The sequence below is a fragment of the Paenibacillus arenosi genome (assembly GCF_014841135.1).
Lineage (GTDB): Bacteria > Bacillota > Bacilli > Paenibacillales > Paenibacillaceae > Paenibacillus_B > Paenibacillus_B arenosi.
Genome location: NZ_JACYTN010000020.1, coordinates 20,639 through 39,354 on the forward strand (window position 1 = coordinate 20,639; position 18,716 = coordinate 39,354).

Below are 18,716 nucleotides of genomic sequence, written 5' to 3' on the forward strand. Positions count from 1 at the left end.
GGGATTAATTTGTCCAATCAAACTAATTTGAAAGAGTATGGCATTCTGTTAACCGCAATCGAAGTTCATGGCAAAGAATTTTCTTCTCGCATGCGCGGTTACGACTCAGATGAGGTCAATCTATTTTTGGACCAAATTATTAAAGACTATCAAGCATTTGAACATGTAATTGCGGATCTTGAGAAAGAAAATAATGAATTGAAGCGTAAGTTGAATCAGTCGGCGCATCCTGCGAACATTAGTGCTCCTGTGCCCAACTCAGCAAACTCTGCAAGCCCTACACAATCTCAGCAGCTTGAAGATTTGTTGAACCGCGTTCGCGACTTGGAGTTTCATTGTTGGGGAAGAACAAAAGGGTAACGAATATACAGATTCAGAACCTGAATAGGCAACCAAAAAAGCATCCCATGTACGATTTGTATCGTATTACGGGATGCTTTTTTGGTTTGTTTCGTTCTGACAGAGGGCTAATTAGTTTAGCGGTCGTTTCGCTGACTTGGTATGAAGGGTACCTAGTGATTCCCCCATCCTTACGCGTGAACCAAGCTCTAAATCAGCACTTGGCGAGAAGGTGCCGTTCTCTGTAAGCAGAACGATCGTAGAACCGAATTCAAAATATGCCATATCTTGTCCACGCTCATAAGCAGGGAGCACGGCATCGTCTGTATAACGAATGCTGCTTACATTTAATGCTCCGACCTTAACGACAGATACCTCGCCCTGTTCATGGCGAATATACGTGATCAGACGCTCATTGCGACTGAGTACTCTCGGCATATGGCGCAGACCGAAGTCGTTCACAGGATAAACTTTACCTGGTACATGCTCACTTTCGACAGTTGTGCCTGTTACAGGGGCATGGATCCGATGGTAATCGGTAGGGCTCAAGTAAAGAACGAAGAAATATCCATTCTTGTACTTCTGAGCATGAGGAGACTGATGCAGTAGTTCCTCCAAGGTGTAGTCTTGTCCTTTGACATTAAGAATAACACCTTCCTTGATCGTGCCCATTCCGGTAATAAGCGCGTCAACAGGACTTAGCAATCTGTCGGTCTCCTGTACGAGCGGGCGCATGCCTGGCTTTAGCTTTCTTGTGAAAAAATCATTCAATGTCGCATACTCGTGCATAGCTTTCTCTGCTTCTTCCACGTTAATTCCGTACGACTTGGCGAATCGTGGAATAAGGCGGCGGCTAGCTTGAGAGTTGGCAAACGACCCTGCTGCTTGTGACACCCACTTGCGGGATGACAGCTCCGTTAACAGACGCAACAATCGCTTCATCATCATTTGTTATCACCTATATTGTTGGCGCCTTAATAGGCGTCCGTAGTCATCATGGAAACTGTCGCTTCCTTTCGACTATCTTGACATAGAACGCTTTATTTTTCAATAACGGATCTGGCATTCGTAAGCCGAGCTGCTAAATCATTCGATCACTTAGGAAGGAGAAGAGGGTGATTGGAGCAGACTGGCTCCATATGCAATAGGGTTCTCATACGTATTTTTCCATAATTGAAGCAGCTTTGCTTCTTTGAAACTATAGCGTTGATCACGACCGTTGCATTCAATAAATAGCGGACAACCATCAGGGGATATGCCAATGTCGAGTCCAAAATCAGCGACATGCGGAAGCGTATTGGCGAGTACATGAGCAATGTGCAGTGAGAAGTTGGATACACGATTCAATAAAACATCAGCAGTGAAGGTAGGTAGTGACGTTCCGACTAGTTGCTCAAAAGGAACAACAGCTCCACCTTGAGCTACATTCGTTACAAAGGTTGTCGTAGGAGCTACTTTGCCGACGACACCGGTAATTTTCCAATTGCGGTCCGAACACTTCTGTACGGAAACACGCAGATCGAATGGTCTTCCGCCGTGTTTGGATAAAGGCAAGGTTTGCTGAACGAGATACGTGGTTTTAGCTTTGCGGATCCGATTGAGAATGACTTGTGGGATAACATCTCCTCTCGTGCTCTGCTGCTGCCAGCGCTGTTTACCCAGTCGTGGGGTAGTCGGATAAATAGCCTGCCAGCCGTGGGAGGTACGTTCCATTTTCATAATGCCTTTCCCAACACTGCTATTGTTTGGTTTCAAGATGAGCGAATGATGTCGTTTCATAAGCGTATGAATCGTTTCTTCCGAAGCAATCTCGGTCTCAGGGAGGAATGGATAGAGGTAAGGGTCTTTACGGAGAATTTCATGAATCGTCATTTTACCGTAGCGATTCACTTGATTGTATAAGATGTAGCCGCGATCAATGATAGATTGAATTTTTCGATCATAGCGGGGGTTTGTATAAATGGCACGATTATGAATAACGCGAGGCAGCGCAATTTTGCGAGAAACATAATGCTTGCCTTGGCGCATATAGGCTTTTACCTGCATAGAATGCATATCTACGTCTTCAAGGCGAAAGTAGACGGGGATAACCTCGTGCCGGGAGGCCGCTTCCTCATACCATGCTAACTTCTCTTGCCCTGTCTTGCCAACAGCTACGCCACGAAGCATACGATCATTGAACAATATACCGATACGTTTATACATGGAGCTGTTGGACATAGACAATGCACCTCACTCGGATAATCGTTATGTAAGCTTTCCGAATCCATTGTATGCATGCAAGAATAAGTTTGTTTGGGCTTGTGCAGATGAGCGATATGAACATTGTTGAGGAAAGGAGGTGCGCTGTGAGAATTCCAAGAGTAGCGATCATTACACCGGGTACTTTTCCTATACCATCTGGTTCCAGTAGTTCAGTTGAGCGAGTCGTTGAGCATGTGGTCAGCTTATCTCAATCTTCAATGAAGGCGGTTATCTATAGCAGGCGTTGGCCAGGGCAAAGTTCGTATGGCTATGTGGGGGATGTGCCTTGTGTACGAGTTTCATCATCAGGCGGTCGAGCGTATGTCAAGCAAGTGATCCGCCAACTTCGCTCTTATAAACCGGATATTATTCAGATTGAAAATAGACCTCGTTTTGTACGTATGCTTCAGCGAGCGTTTCCCCATGCACGAATCTGGCTGAGTCTGCATTCGCTAACGTTTATTTCGTCGAAATATGTACCGAGACATGTGTTAGTTGGGATGTTACAGAAAGTGGAGCGAATTTGGGTAAACAGTCACTATTTATACCGCCAAGTAGCCGCGTTGGCTCCATCATGCGCTGCTCGAATGGTTATCAATCCGCTTGGCGTTGATATAAAACGGTTCAAGTCGCGTTGGAGCTTAGAGGGGGCTGCAGCACATGTCGAAGGCAAGCGATTAAACGGCTGGGAGCATAAGCAAATTGTCATGTACGTTGGACGTCTCATTCCGTTAAAAGGGGTTCATTATTTTTTACAAGCTATTCCACAATTAGTAGAGAAGCATCCGAACACGATGTTTGTTGTAGTGGGCAGCGCTTTCTATGGCTCAACTCGCAAGACGAAGTATGTGCGCAAATTGGAGCAGTGGGGAAGTCGCTACCCTCATCATGTTCGGTTCATTCCTTATGTGCAGCATGAAGATGTTCCGAAGTGGTATGCAATGGCTGATGTTGTCGTTGTACCTTCTGTCGATAAGGAAGCATTTGGTCTCGTAAATGTGGAAGCGATGGCAACAGGCGTACCCATTGTTGCTTCACGGGCGGGCGGCATTCAAGAGGTAATTTTGAATGAAGAGACAGGAATTTTAGTATCGCCTACCCAGTTAAAGTTGCAATTAGGCAGTGCTATTACTCGATTATTGGAGAACGCTGGGCTTCGAGAACGACTGGGGCGTGCAGGTGTGCGGCGTGTTGAACAATTTTTTACATGGGAGCATACAGCAGAGCGGTGGATGAATGAGGTTCGAGCAAGTGACAGCGGTACACCAGCCCGCATATGATACCCTAGGCTTAGACTGCAGCCCGCAAGAAAGGAGAGAACTCATGAAGAAGAAGAAAATAACACGACCTCTTCAACCTACTGCCCAGAAGCCGAAGAAACCACTCTATTACGTTGATAATCCACATACATCCGAGCTTGGTATGTTGGATAAGATGATGAAGAAAAAAGGGCATGATACGAGACATAAGCAGGCAAAGCTCAACGCTTTGGCCGAATTGCCACATATGTCTTCAGAGTTGGATGAGATCGATCTGATGGAAGATCAGGAAGATGGTTTCTTTGTAAAGTCAGGTCGCCATTCATCGGATATATTTGAATCGGAGGATCACGATGAAGGAAATGAGCATGTTTTTGAGGAGGATGAATTAGAAGGGACGGAGACAGATTCTGCTGCATCCCATCAAGATTCAGCTGAGCAGCTTGAGCATGGGAGGATAACTCCATTAGCTGATGAGAATGAGTTTGAAGCAGGAGAACATGAACCGGAAATTTCATCTCGGGAAGCAGGGAGAGTTGGGGAGCGGAAAGAGCGTTATGAGCGTCAAGAGCGTCAAGAGCGCCATGAACGGAGAGGAAGACGAGAGACAGCGGAAGAGGAAGAAGCATCTCCCCATGCTTCCAGTCGCTCAGAACACACTCGATCCCAGAAGCGCTCGCAGGATCGATCTCAAGAACGTTCAAGACGCAGAGAACCAGAGCAGGCTGCTCAGGAAGATGATTCGGCAGACGTAATTACTGGAGTAGAGAAGCACCAATCTGCATCGGCTTCGTCTCCTGCTCAGGAAGTAGAGTCGGATGAAAAAGGATCACGTAAAAAGGCGACATCCACACAAGAGGATAAGCAGCACTCAACCACTTCTGCGCAAGAGGAACGGCAAACTGCGAATAAAGAGCAGTGGATTGCGGAGAAGCGGGGATCTCAACGTTCTAAAGCATTTATATACACAGACGACATCGCAGCTGAAGCGGTAACGACGGAGAAAATAGCGCCTCACGCCATCGATGGCAGCAAGCTGAAACGCGAGAGCGTTGATACGGATACAATTCGCGATTATGCGATAAATGCGATCAAAATAGCTGATGGTGCAGTGACGGGATCAAAGCTTGCACTAGAATCGATCGCAGGTGAACATCTGATTCGCAATGCTATATCAGGTGGGAAAATTCGGGATCGTTCGATTACAGGAGAGAAGATCCGTGACGGGAGCATAACATCTGAGAAGCTTGCTGATAAAACGATTGATTCCTCTAAAATTGCAGAAGGTTCAATCGATACGAAACATTTGCGGGCGCTCATTATTTCCAATGAATTGATTCAAGATCATTCCATCACCGCAGATAAAATTCGAAGCGGCTCCATTCATACGGAGAATCTTGCTAACGAGAGCGTGGATACTTCCAAGCTTGGAGAAGAAGCAGTTACGACATCTAAGTTAAGAAATGGTGCAGTAACCGCGGAGAAGCTTGCGCTAGGAAGTATTAGCAAGGAACATTTATCGAATAACAGTGTGTCAGGCAGTGCGATTGCCGATCACACGGTAGAAAGCCGGCATATTGCGGAAGAGCAAGTACTGACGGAGCATTTGGCTGCAGGGGCAGTCAGTGCGCAAAATATCCAAAAAAACGCCGTACAAGGTCAGCATATCTCAGTTGGTGCGATCCAATCTCAACATCTGCAAGAATACGCGATTCGTCAAGAACATATCGGCCAAGGTGAAATTCAAAGTTGGAACTTGTCAGACCATGCGATTACTTCTGGCAAATTAGCCGATCAAGCGGTTACGACGATCAAGCTTGTAGAACAAGCAATTACATCTTCCAAAATAGCCGATCAAAGTATCGTGCCGTCCAAAATCGCGGAAGAAGCCATTCAATCTCGCCATATTGCGAGACAATCAATAGAAGGTCCACATATTGCACCTGCTGCAGTAGAAAGTCAACATATAAGCCATGATAGTATACGGCGTGAGCATATTAAAAATGAGTCCATCGATGAGCGGCATTTGAGCGATGGTGCAGTTACATCCTACATTCTTGCTCCTGAAGCGGTACAATCGAATCATATTGATAAGCGTGCCGTAGCTACCGAACATATTCAAGACAGTGCTATTCATACTCCCCAAATCGCGACCAGCGCTATCGTATCTGAACATTTAACCGATGCCGTTGTCACTCGCAACAAGCTTGCAGATTGGAGTGTAACATCCGCCAAATTGGCCGATGATAGTGTACAGTCACGACACTTGCAGCAGAGCTCTGTCACCTCACAAGCAATCGCATCTGGTTCCATCCTCGATACTCACATTGCACCTGACGCTATCCATTCCAGCCATATACGTGCCCAAACCATTGATACTGGCATGCTAAGAAATGAAAGTATTTCTAGCGAGAAGTTGATGACTCAAGTCGTCCGAGATCGTCATATTGGTCCTGGTGTTGTGTTCTCTCATCATTTAGCAGATTACGTCGTGACTTCACTCAAGTTATCGCCGGAAAGCGTCTCTACAGATAAAATTAGCGACATGGCCGTAACGGCAAGCAAGATCGCCCAGCAAAGTGTGACGGGAGATAAAATTGCCGCAGACAGTATTGAAACGGCTCATCTCATTGATGGCGCAGTGACGAGTGACATTATAAGCAATCATGCCATTCAATCTAGTCACTTGGCCGCAGGTATTATCTCTACAGAGCATTTACAGGCAGAAGCTGTAGCGGAGCATAATATTGCTTCAGAAGCGATAACGACGGAGAAGATTGCTCCACAAAGTATTCTCTCGAAACAATTGGCGATTGGCAGTGTTCGTTCTCCACATATTGCTGATGAATCCATTAGCAGCGGGCATTTGCAGCTTAACAGTGTGAGTACCGCTCATATTCAATTACAGGCGGTTACTGAGCAGCAATTATCGGAAGGCAGTGTAGGTGCTGCCCAGTTACAGCTCGACAGTGTGAGCGATTCCCACATTCGAGAAGGCAGCATTTCTTCAGCGCATCTACGAGAACAGGCCGTGCAGGAGCATCATATTGGACCTGGTTCCATTCAACAGAACCATTTAACGGAACAACTTATTGGCGAACAGCATTTGCAGTCGCAATCCGTATCCGCAGATATTTTACAAGATAACAGCATTACTTCCGATAAGATTAGTGCTAATGCGGTGCTCAGCAAGCACATTGCATTAGAAACGATTTCCGGCAAGCATGTCAGGGTGGATGCCATCCAAGGCTATCACATTAAAAAGGGCAGTATTAATACATCGCATCTTGCATCTGATATTTTAAGTGGAGAGCAATGGCCTGACCAAAGCATTGCTGGAAGCAAGTTGAAACCGCAAGGGATTACGAGTGGTCATATCGTAGAGGAAGCGATTCAGTCCATTCACATTCAGCAAGAAGCTGTAAGGACGGAACATGTTGCAGATCAGACGATTACAAGCAGACATGTGGCAGAGCAAGCTATTGGCAGTGAACATGTTCAAGCAGAAGCAATTAAGACTGAACATATCCAATCCGATGCTATAGCTACCGCACAGATTCAGCGTGACGCCATTCAGAACCACCACATTGCAACCGGACAAATTGAAGCCAGACATCATGCTCCGAAGTCCATCAAAGCAGAAGCTATTGAAGAGCAGTCTATTCATCGTATTCATTTAACCCCTCAGGCAGTAGGAACCGACCAGTTGGAACCAGGTAGTGTTGCTCGCCAGCATATTGCTTTGGGAGCTATAAATGCGGAGCATATTCAAGGTTCGGCGATAGGCTCGATTCATCTGCAATCAGAACTCATTGATGCACGTCATTTGAAGGCAGGCATTGTAACATCGGAACACTTAACAGAAGGTGTTGTACTTCCGCATCATTTGCATGAGCAAATTATCGAAGAGTCTCATATTCAGTCCAATTCGATTCGTTCAGATATGATCAAAGATGGTGCAATAGATAGTACAAAGCTTGCTGATGGAGCTGTAAGTAGGAGTAAGCTTGCTGAGAAAGCGGTTAGTGGTGCCCATATCGCAGAGAGCACAATCGAGACCCATCATATTAGTAAAGGTGCTATCGAAGGCGAGCACATTGGTGCACTAGAGATTACGAGTGAGCATTTGCAGCCAATGTCTATTGTTTCTAGACATCTTGGTGAAGGTATTATTCAAAGCGAGCATCTGCAGGATGAAGCAGTTACAACAGAGAAATTGAGCGAGCATGCGATTACAAGTGACAAAATAGCACCGAAGTCGATACGTAGTGAACACATAGAGCCTTATGCGATAAGCTCCTATATGCTGCAAGATAACAGTATTATTGCAGAAAAACTAGCTGATGGTAGTGTAAATGGAGAAAAAATCGGCAAACGTACGATCAGCAGCTCGCATTTGATGAATCAGTCCATTCAGTCTGAGGTTATCGGCAATAGTGTAGTTGAATCTCGCCATATTGCGGACTTTGCGATCCGTACTCAGCATATAGGTGAAGGTGAAATCAATCATCATCATTTAGCAGAAGCCTCGGTTCAAAGTGAGCATTTGCAGCGGGGCCTCATCCAGACGGAGCACTTGGCCGATTACGTGATAACGAGCGATAAGCTGCGACCTGGTTCTGTAGGAAGTGAAAGTTTATCTGTAGGAGCTGTAGCAAGCGCTCATATTCAGCCTCAAGCGATTCATTCAGCGTTAATTGAGGATGGAGCTGTAACGAGTGATAAGCTGAGCCAGCATAGCGTAGGTTCGGAGCAGCTTGGCAGAGGTGCTGTCAATGCTATTCATATCGTGCCAGAAGCAGTATGCGCTGAGCATGTTGCTGAAGGAGCTATCGGCTCTAGGCAGCTTTTATCTCAATCCGTTCATGCAGATCATATTCAAGAGGGTGCCATTGCAGCTCAACACTTGCAGGAGAAATCCGTTGCTTCTTCCCATATTCAGCAGTCTGCGATCCGTACGGAGCATGTCGTGGATGAGTCGATAGGGTCAGAGAAACTGCAAAATCGTGCTGTTCATAGTAAAAAGCTTGCACTGAAATCAGTCAGTGCCGAGCATATACAAGATGAAGCGATCCAAACGGCAATGCTTCAACCGAATAGCGTAGATAACGAAAGAATTGCGAACGGCGCTATAACAGGATTGAAAATTGCTTCAGAATCAATTCATTCTTCTCATTTGCGAAACGAATCTGTTCTCTCCGAGCATCTAGGCAGCGGTGTTGTCAATTCTCGTACGCTGCGAGCACAAGCGGTAGATTCTTCTCATATTGCAAATGGGGCAGTCCGCGGTGATCATATTGAAGTTCAGGCGATAGGTCCGCATCATTTACAATCCTTCGCTGTTATGTCTGAGCATTTGCATGATGAGGCCATTACACAAACAAAGCTGTCAGCAGGAGCAGTGACAGCCGAAAAGATTGCTCGCGGTGCAATTAGTGGTGATCTGCTTGCAGAGGCAGCGGTGTCATCATCTGCAATTGCCAATGGTGCTGTAACCGGGGAAAAGATATCGCTTGGAGGAATCGTATCTGAGCATATTGCCCCTCAATCGATACAGGAAGAGCATCTTGCTTCTCAGGTTGTGAAGTCCGCCCATCTTGCGTCACAATCTGTCCTAGCTCAACATATTCAGGATGGCGAAATTGGAGCGGAGCATATGCGCCCGATGTCGATAGGCCCTGAGCATTTGAAGCCAGGTGTATTCCAGTTAGAGCATTTATTTACCGAGAAATGGGATGGCAGCCTCATTCAAGATCGTTCCATTTCGTATCAGCAGTTGGCAGACCATACGATTACATCCGAGCAGATCGAACCTTACGGCATTGAATCAGAGTCCTTGGCGATTGGAGCAGTGACGCGAGAAAATATTTCGCAGGAAGCTGTTCATTCCGAGCACCTTGCACCTTCTTCGGTTCGAGGGGATCACCTTGCAGATGCTAGTGTGCAAAATGAACATCTTGCAAAAGGGTCGGTAGACACCGATGCCCTTGCAGATTTGAGTGTCAGTTCCGCGAAATTAGCTGCTGGTGCAGTCCGATCGAGTCATTTGGCGGATATGGCTGTATGGTCTCAGCACATTGTAGATGAGGCGATTCATTCGAATCATCTTCTTGAGTCTTCCGTTGTCCGCGAAAAAATTGCTCATCGAGCTGTAGACAGTGATCGAATCGCCATAGACAGCATCACAGGCCTGCATATTCAAAATGAAGCGGTTAACGCTCGTCATCTTACACCTGATGCGGTATCTGGTAAGCATATTCAAGCAGATACAATAGTAGGTGAGCATATAACTGCCGAAGCGATTAATTCATCGCATTTAGCTGCTTTAACTGTTCTCGGGCATCACTTAGCAGAAGAAGTGATACACAGTCACCATATTGGGGCTGACTCTGTTCATGCAGGACATGTAAAAGAAGGGGCAATTGAGAAGCACCATCTCACGCCGAATTCAGTTACAGGTGAGCATATCCAGCTTCACAGCATTGCATCTGCCCATCTCACAGAAGGTGTGATCGGGGAAGAGCATTTACAGGAAGGGGCTGTCACCTCCAGAGCTATTCATCCGTCCTCAATTGATAGCACTCATCTTACTCCTGCGGCTGTGGGCCATGATCATATTCAACCTAACATTATTGACGCTGAGCATGTACGGCCTGATGCTATCGCTTCTCTGCATCTTCAAGATCAAGCAGTGACTTCAAGCAAAATGGGGTTGGAGGCTGTACAAGGCAAGCATTTGGCAGAGGGCGCAGTGTCGTCCTATGTGCTTGGTGCTTACTCGGTTACAAGCGATAAGGTTGCACCGGATACGATATTGCCTGAACACCTGTCCATTGGGGCTGTTGAAAGCAATCATGTTGCACCTCAGGCGATACGCTCAGAGCATCTCGCGGTGCATACGATACACGCTCATCATATTGGAGCTGGAGAGATTCGAGCTGAGCATTTGCAGTCTCAGGCGATAGGTCCAGAGCATTTAAAACCGGGCGTCTTCCAGTTGGAGCATCTATGTGGAGATGATCAAGGTCTAGATGGCTCTTTCATTCTCGATGGTACGCTTACTGGCGAACATTTGACTGCTCATACGATTACATCGAAGCAGATTGAAGCGCTTGGTATACAAGGTGAATCACTAGCTGATGGAGCAATAACACGTGCGAAGCTTGCGGTTGAATCTGTTCATGCGGAACATCTTGCACCGACTTCGATTCGCAGTGGCCATATCATGAATGAAAATATACAGGGCAGGCATATCGCAGAAGGTGCCATTAGCGGGGAGAAGTTAGCAGACGCCAGCATTACTGCTAACAAGTTGATCCATGGCTCCATCCAAGGAGACCATCTTGCTGGCGCTTCCATTCATTCCACTCATCTTACAGAGAGAGCCATTCGTTCCACGCATTTGCAAGAGCTGTCTGTGCTTCGAGATCATATCGCTCATCGCGCGGTAGACAGTGAGCAGATTGCGACGGATAGTATTGGTGGAGAACATCTGCAAGTGGATGCTGTAACATCACGACATCTGGCAGCTACAGCAGTAAAAGGCATTCATCTTGCTTCCGAGAGCATTCAAGCTGCTCATTTGCAGGATAGGGTAATCGAAGAGCGCCATATTGGAGATCATGTCATAGGTGGTGAGCATGTAAGACCGCTCAGTATTATGGCAGATCATCTTTCTCCATTATCAATTAGCGGAGAGCATCTTCAAGAGGGATCGGTAACAAGCCATTCCATTCGTCCACATTCCGTGGAGAGCATTCATCTTGCAAATGAAGTAATTGGCGCTAAACAGATGCAGGCTACTTCGATACATGCGAAGCATATTCAACCGAATGCGGTTGCTGCTGAGCATGTGCAGCAGCAGGCGATTACTGCAGATAAAATTGCATTTGGTGCTGTAGGCGAGGATCATCTGGCATCTGATTCGATTCGTGAGGATCATCTGGGAGAGAATTCGGTATCTACAGGTGCACTAATGCCGAAGTCGGTCACGAGTGATAAGCTGTCTATTTGCGCCGTGCAGTCGGATCATTTGGCAGATGAAGTCATTCGCTCTAATCATGTAGGTACGGGTGTCATTCGAGCATCGCATATTCAGCCAATGTCGATAAATCAAGAACATTTAACCGCTGGTGTCATTCGCGAGTATCACATGACTGTGGAGGCTGTACAAGGCGCTCATATTGCTCCTTATGTAATCGAAGCAGGACATTTGCAGGATGCAATTGTGGAAGAGCGCCATCTCGCTTATCAATCGGTGAAAAGTGAGCATTTGCAGCCTCAAAGTATAACGAAAGATCAGGTAGCGCCATCTGCTATTAGTGCCGATCATTTGCAAGAGGGTGCAGTTACTGCCCGTGCTATTCGGCCGTTGTCGATTGAAGCGGCTCATCTTACTCCTAGCTTGATCCATTCCGACCATGTGCGGGTTCATGCTATAAGCAAACAGCATATTCAGCCTGATGCTATAGCAAAAGAACATTTACAAGAAGGCAGTGTTAGTTCAAGCAAGTTGGCACCAAGTGCAGTGACAGGTGTTCATCTTGCGCATGGTAGCGTGGAAGCGGGTCACATTGCGCATGGCAGTGTGCAAGCAGGGCAAATCGCCCATGGTAACGTGCTGGCCGTGCATCTTGCGCATGGGAGTGTGCAAGCGGCACATATCGCTAAGGGAAATGTGCAATCCGCCCATCTCGCTCTTGATAGCATTCAGGCGGAACATATTGCCGATCAGTCCGTGCTTGCTGAGCATTTAACAGCTGGGGCTGTAGAAACAGATGCTATTGCTGATTTTAGCATCATCTCATCCAAGCTGGCGCTTGAATCGGTGCAGGGTGATCATCTTGCAGAGCTGTCAGTGGCTTCGCAGCATATTACAGATGGAGCGATCCGCTCTTATCACTTGCAAGAGCTATCCGTTATCCGTGATCATATTACGATGGGTGCCGTGGATGGCGATCGTATAGCGGTGGACAGCATTAGTGATGGGCATATTCAAAATCTCGCCGTTTTGGAGCGTCATCTAGCTGATGAATCTATAGCAGGAAGACACATTCAGCAAGGCGTAGTTACCAACTCCCATCTCGCAGCTGAAGCAGTAGCAGGAGAGCATATCGCTTCGCAAGCGGTACAGTCTTCTCATCTATCTCCTTGTGCTGTCAAAGCCCGGCATGTTGGCGTCGGAGAAATTATAGGCGTACACATTCAGCCACAGTCGATCGGTGCCGAGCATATTCAACAAGGTGCGATTCAATTTAAGCATCTTAACTTGGAAGATTTGAGTGGAACGAAACTGCTTAATCAGTCAGTGGGTGGTGAAAAATTAACGGAAGGTGCTATCCAAACCACTCATTTGGCCGAAGGTAGTGTAACGAAGACGCAGATCGCACCGCTTGCGGTAGGTTGGAATCAGTTGGATGAATCGTTAAAGCAAAAAATCGCGGGTCTGGAGTCTTCCGGGGAATTGGCGGGCACTCCTTCCGAAGCTGATCACGCTGTAGGTATTCGTAAGGCTCCGCTTCAACAGTTTGGCAAATCTGCTTTTTCGTTTGATAATTTTGCCGAAACATTGGAAGTGAATTTGACCTTCGATGAAGCTTATGAAGATGATCAATACGTTGTCGTAGTTACTGCTAATCATCCTTCCTGCTATGCAGTTCTTAAGGAACAATATCCAACGCATGCCGTAGTGGAGCTCATTCGTACGAGAATAAGCCCGACGCCGCAAGGACAGCTCTCTTGGATTGCGATTGGTTAAATGAACGAACGTAGGCTGGATGTGTGTATACATCCAGCCTATTTGCGTGCAGACATTGTGAAATCAGGCCTTCTGTACGCTTGCCGTTACCGCGTGCGCATATAACCATACAATATGGATAGCGATACACGAGAAAGCAAGGAGGGAGGATGAAGATGCCTAGATTGAAGCGTGGAAAACGGAGCAGCAGGAATGGCCAAACGAAGCTAAGACGCAAACAACGTGCGGCACAGCAGCGTCGAGTGAAACGTGCAGGTCGTTCACGCAGCAGTACGAGTTCGGTACGTTATGCTGCTAAGAAGAGCAGCAAGCGATCACTGCTATCAACAGCAGGCACTTATGATTCCTCGCATAACCGCAAAGATCATCATCGTGTCCCCGTCGTGTCTGTTATTATTCCTGTTTTAAATGAGAGGAAGACAATTGAACGAGTCGTTCATGAAGCACGACGGACCCATCCGTACACGGAAGTCATCGTTGTTTCTAATGGCACGACAGATGGCTCAGATCGTCTGGCAGAGCGTGCGGGGGCAAAAGTGCTGCGATATAAGCAAGCGCTTGGACACGATGTAGGCCGTAAGGTGGGAGCAGAAATGGCAAGAGGCTCAGTGCTGCTATTTATTGATGGGGATATGGTGCTTGCTGCGAAGCAATTACGACCATTTGTGCAGGCCATACAGAATGGTGCAGATGTAGCGCTGAACCAATATTCTGGCCCACAGCAGCAAAGGGATGTACATCCTGTTGTATTGGCTAAATATGCACTTAATGCACTACTTCAGCATTCCGAATTGCGTGGTATGTCGATGACAGCGGTGCCACATGCCCTGAGCCGTAGTGCTCTGTACACAATTGGTGTAGAGCATCTTGCTACACCACCTGTAGCCCATGCGATCGCGCTGCAAAAGGGATTGAAAGTGAAAGCTTGTACGTACATTCCTGTAGGTAAACTGAATATGCGCCGTGCTCGTTCGACTGCTGCAGATCCATTGAAGCTAGTTGTGAACAATGATCATATGCAAGCAGTTCGTTGGTTGCTCGAGAATACTGATCATCGAGGTGGATTAACGGACTTGAATCGGCAGCGGCAGCAAGTGAGGTGATTGGCATGCAGGTATCAGGCAGTGAGCGGCGATTTAGGAGACGAGTCAGATTGAGTCGAAAACGCGGAAGAAGAGAAGCTGTACAGCGGCGTAAGTCACAGTCAACTTTGTCGCGGCCTCATAAGCAAGCCTCTGAATCACGTCATACCCGGCACAGTTCTCGTCCGAACCGTAAAGAGCATCTTACGTCAAGGCGTGTGCAGCGAACGGGTGTAAGTAGACAATCTGGATCAAAGCGGAAAGCGATGAAACCAGTACACAAAGTGGATGAATTGCAATTATATCGCGGTGGCTCTTCGCAATCACGGTCTGCATCAAGCCAACTGCTTTATAGCAAACGTTTCCTCCGAGCAGCGGGAAATAGAGATGCGACACAATGGGGGCTAGCGGACAGAGTGTTGTCATCTTTGCAGCTGACACGCCAAATGAATCAACGTTTTAGCCAGGCTTTGCAATTAGAAGGAGTTGCGTTTCCAGCAGATGTTCATGCAAGCTACGCAGATGTGATCGCTCTAGGCCGTAGTTATGCTGAGGGCTATGCGGATGTTCGTAACGGGATTGGTGCAGACGTCGTTCTGCTGCCGACAACGATGCGACTTGGTGCGGTTCTATGCGCCTATAACGAACAGGATAGCATTGCGACAACGTTGAAGCAGCTTGCTAGGTTGCCGTTGGATGAGATCGTCATCGTCGTGAACGGTTCTGTGGATCGCACTTTTGAGCTGGCGAGAAAGTCATTGCCAGAAGCAATCGTAGTTCATTTTGATAAACCGCTTGGCCATGATGTAGGTCGTGCCATTGGGGCTAAGCTGCTGCAAGTGGACGCAGTATTATTTACAGATTGTGACTTTACAATAGAAGGGGAACAGCTAGGAGCTTACTTGTGGAGTATCGCTTCTGGCGTAGATGTGGCACTAAATGATATACGACCTTTCATGGATAAGTTTGAACAGCAGGATGGCATCAGTTATTGCAAGCAGTGGCTTAATCAGGAGCTTGGACGCTCTGACTTGGCGATGAACTCTTTAACAGCCATTCCTCATGCCTTAAGCAGCAAAGCAATTCACACGATCGGCTATGAAGCGTTATATGTGCCACCAAGAGCACATGCTCTGGCTGTGCTGCATGGCTTACACGTACAAACGGCCTGCACGGTTGACGTAATTACACAGAATCGTTTGCGTACAACGAACATCGGTCTAGGAAATCCAGTAGCCCAGCTTATTATCGGCGATCATATGGAAGCGTTGGAAGCGGTGTGGAACTGGAAGCGAGAAGAATTGAATGCCGTACAATCGGTACGCGCCGATATTGCTTGGAGGAGGAATACATGATGGCTCTCCTGCAAGAAAAAGCCCCTTTAACAAGTATCGTTATACCAACCTACAACCGTTATGAGCTGCTTCGTTCCTGTATTGAAGCGATTCAATCTTATACCAATACCCCCTATGAAATTATTGTCGTAGATAACGGTTCCACAGACCGCACATTAGCCTATTGTCTAGAGGCAGGAATTACTTGCATATCTTTGCCATCCAATACAGGCTTTCCATATGCATGTAATGCTGGGATGCGTTTAAGCTCTGGAGACGTTGTTACCTTGTTGAACAACGATGTGATTGTCGCTCATCGTTGGTTGGATCAACTGTTGGCAGCCTTGATGTCAGCACCGCAGATTGGTATTGTCGGCCCCGTAACGAATTATGCGAGCGGCAAGCAGCAAGTGCAGCATCCTTACGATACGATGGGACAATTTCAACATATCGCCTATAGCGTGAATCAAAAGCCCGATCCGTCCAAATGGCTTCATGTACAGCGTGTTGTAGGGTTATGTTTCGTTATGAAGCGCGCTGTTATGGAACGAATCGGTTATTTGGATGAACGCTTTAGTCCTGGTCACTATGAAGACGATGATTATTGTCTACGCGCCAAAATGAACGGCTTTCAACTGGTTGTGTGTGAAGATGCGCTTGTTCATCATTACGGCAGTCATAGCTTCAAAGAGCACGGCCAGGAACAGTTGAATCAATTGATTGCACGGAATTATGATCGCTTCAAAGAAAAGTGGAACATAGACCCGCACCAGTTCATTTAAGGAGGGAGAAAGGTGAAAGGGATCATTTTAGCCGGTGGTACAGGTTCGCGCTTGCTGCCTTTAACAAAGATGATGAATAAGCACCTGATTCCGATAGGCAAGTTTCCGATGATTTACTATGGGATTGAACGAATGAAGGAAGCGGGGATCACAGATCTGTTTATTGTAATTGGCAGCAAGTCCGTACCTTTATACGCAGACTTCATTGGAAGCGGTCAATCTCTAGGTGTACATGTATCATTTTTAATCCAAGAGGAAGCTGGAGGAATCGCTCAAGCATTATCTTTAGTTGAACCTTTTCTAGCTCCGAATGAACGTTTTGTTGTGCTGTTAGGAGACAACTTATTTCACGATAGCTTAAAGCCCTATCTACAGCAATTCGAGAACCAAGGTGATGGTGAGGCAAGGGTGCTGCTTAAAAAAGTAAAGGATGCGCATCGTTATGGGGTTCCTGTGCTGGATGAAGTAGAACCTGAGCGTATTATTAAAATAGAAGAAAAGCCGCGTAAGCCCAAATCTAGCTATTGTGTCACAGGCATTTATATGTACGATACAGCTGTTTTTGAGCATATTCGCCATATATCACCTTCTGCTCGCGGTGAGCTAGAAATAACAGATGTGAATAATGCCTATGCGTCTAAAGGCTTGCTGCAATATAATATTTTGAATGGGTGGTGGACGGATGCTGGAACGTATGAATCGTTATATGCTGCACGTATTAAACTTGGAAGGAGAGGTAAGCGATGAGCCCTGCTACAGCTTCTTCACAGCGTCAGCGGCGTACTGCTGTCAAAGAGAAAGGATTCCGAAAAAAACGTCGTGTGATGAAGCGCGTAAGTAAACGTAGCAAAGGTGACAAGCATGCGCATAATAGATTGCGCTCCCGTAAACACAGCCCACATACTCGCCGTTCCTCCAATTTGAAGCGACCACATACGCCTCCCTTGCCTGAAAGTGCTGCTATCGATTTGCTCCCTGATCATACTCCATCCACTGTTCATGAGCCCTCGCATTCTTCTCTAACCGACAAGGAGAATCTCTCAACAGAACCTGCTAACGTACAGGTCGAACCAAAAATAGAGACAGAAAAAACATATAGAAAAGTTTATATGAAAGGAAAGTACGATGGAGGAGAAGCTTTGCTACAGCAGCTTATTCCAGAGCATCTTATTTTACCGGATATTTCATTAGACCATATTATTTCTTTGGGATTCGAACAAGTTAAACATCTTCTTCTGCCTCTTACTGATCCTTTTGCCATCTTTGTTGATATGAAGCAAGCGCTGTTGGAGGGAAGACCGCTATCGGTCGTTAGACTTGGAGATGGAGAATTATTGGCATTAGCCCATGATCGACTTATACCCTCTCAAGAAATTCGTGATCACTCCCCGTTCGTTGCCACATCTGGTATGTCATTGCCTGATTACGCAGGGCGTGAAGCGCTGGCAGAGTCGGTAAGAAGAGCTACTTATGTAGGCATTCCTATTTCGAGACTTCCTTACTTTCAAGGTCTATTGTATCCCGTTTGTCGTGAGTACGGTCTATCTTTGCAGCATATGCGAATTACCTATTCGACGGTGAATTATTTAATCGCTCAGCTTGGATATTTGCAGCAGCTGTTGCAGGGCAGAAATGTACTGCTTATCGGCAATGTAGCTCAACAATTAGGGAAAGTACTTTCGAAGCGAGGTGTCATCATTAGCGGCATGATTGCTTCTGTATCAGGAATGAAGGATATTCCTCGTGTTATGAGGGAAGCAGCTTCCATTACCTTTGATATTGCATTAGTGTCGGCAGGCATTCCCGCTGTTATTATTGCGGAACGTATCGCTTCAGAGCTGGGTAAAGTTGCTTTGGACTTCGGTCATTTAGCAAATAGGCTAGCAGAAGGAGAGATGAGTTTTTAGCGAATGTTCATG

Annotated in this window: 10 protein-coding genes; 8 read left to right on the forward strand and 2 right to left on the reverse strand. The window is 46.6% G+C overall.

Annotation, left to right across the window (positions count from 1 at the left end):
* Window positions 1-9 precede the first annotated feature (9 nt).
* Window positions 10-360 (forward strand): DivIVA domain-containing protein, encoded by a 351-nt coding sequence (locus tag IFO66_RS18290; protein WP_225445878.1) that lies wholly within the window; start codon window positions 10-12, stop codon window positions 358-360.
* A 111-nt stretch (window positions 361-471) separates the two neighbouring features.
* On the opposite strand, the gene asd is transcribed toward IFO66_RS18290, so the two are convergent.
* Window positions 472-1,284, reverse strand: coding sequence for an archaetidylserine decarboxylase (gene asd / locus IFO66_RS18295; RefSeq protein ID WP_192026605.1), 813 nt, complete (start codon window positions 1,282-1,284; stop codon window positions 472-474).
* Between the two features lie 153 nt (window positions 1,285-1,437).
* Entirely contained in the window at window positions 1,438-2,559 is a 1,122-nt protein-coding gene (locus IFO66_RS18300; RefSeq protein ID WP_192026553.1) for a YheC/YheD family endospore coat-associated protein, read from the reverse strand.
* A 128-nt stretch (window positions 2,560-2,687) separates the two neighbouring features.
* On the opposite strand from IFO66_RS18300, the gene IFO66_RS24260 reads away from it, so the two are divergent.
* The 7 genes from IFO66_RS24260 to IFO66_RS18335 all read left to right on the forward strand — a co-directional run bounded on the left by IFO66_RS24260 (window position 2,688) and on the right by IFO66_RS18335 (window position 18,704).
* Window positions 2,688-3,863, forward strand: a complete 1,176-nt coding sequence (locus IFO66_RS24260) for a glycosyltransferase (protein ID WP_192026554.1) — start codon at window positions 2,688-2,690, stop codon at window positions 3,861-3,863.
* A 43-nt stretch (window positions 3,864-3,906) separates the two neighbouring features.
* Window positions 3,907-13,599, forward strand: a complete 9,693-nt coding sequence (locus IFO66_RS18310) for a WIAG-tail domain (RefSeq protein WP_192026555.1) — start codon at window positions 3,907-3,909, stop codon at window positions 13,597-13,599.
* A 155-nt stretch (window positions 13,600-13,754) separates the two neighbouring features.
* Window positions 13,755-14,702: a glycosyltransferase family 2 protein gene (locus tag IFO66_RS18315; RefSeq protein ID WP_192026556.1), complete on the forward strand. Its 948-nt coding sequence runs from the start codon at window positions 13,755-13,757 to the stop codon at window positions 14,700-14,702.
* A gap of 50 nt (window positions 14,703-14,752) precedes the next feature.
* Complete coding sequence (locus tag IFO66_RS18320) at window positions 14,753-16,036, forward strand: glycosyltransferase family A protein (RefSeq protein WP_192026557.1); 1,284 nt, start codon at window positions 14,753-14,755, stop codon at window positions 16,034-16,036.
* Window positions 16,033-16,797 (forward strand): glycosyltransferase family 2 protein, encoded by a 765-nt coding sequence (locus IFO66_RS18325; protein ID WP_225445879.1) that lies wholly within the window; start codon window positions 16,033-16,035, stop codon window positions 16,795-16,797. Before IFO66_RS18320 ends, IFO66_RS18325 begins: the two co-directional genes overlap by 4 nt.
* A 12-nt stretch (window positions 16,798-16,809) precedes the next feature.
* Window positions 16,810-17,544 (forward strand): sugar phosphate nucleotidyltransferase, encoded by a 735-nt coding sequence (locus tag IFO66_RS18330; RefSeq protein WP_192026558.1) that lies wholly within the window; start codon window positions 16,810-16,812, stop codon window positions 17,542-17,544.
* Entirely contained in the window at window positions 17,541-18,704 is a 1,164-nt protein-coding gene (locus tag IFO66_RS18335; protein ID WP_225445880.1) for a GT-D fold domain-containing protein, read from the forward strand. Before IFO66_RS18330 ends, IFO66_RS18335 begins: the two co-directional genes overlap by 4 nt.
* Window positions 18,705-18,716: the final 12 nt, after the last annotated feature.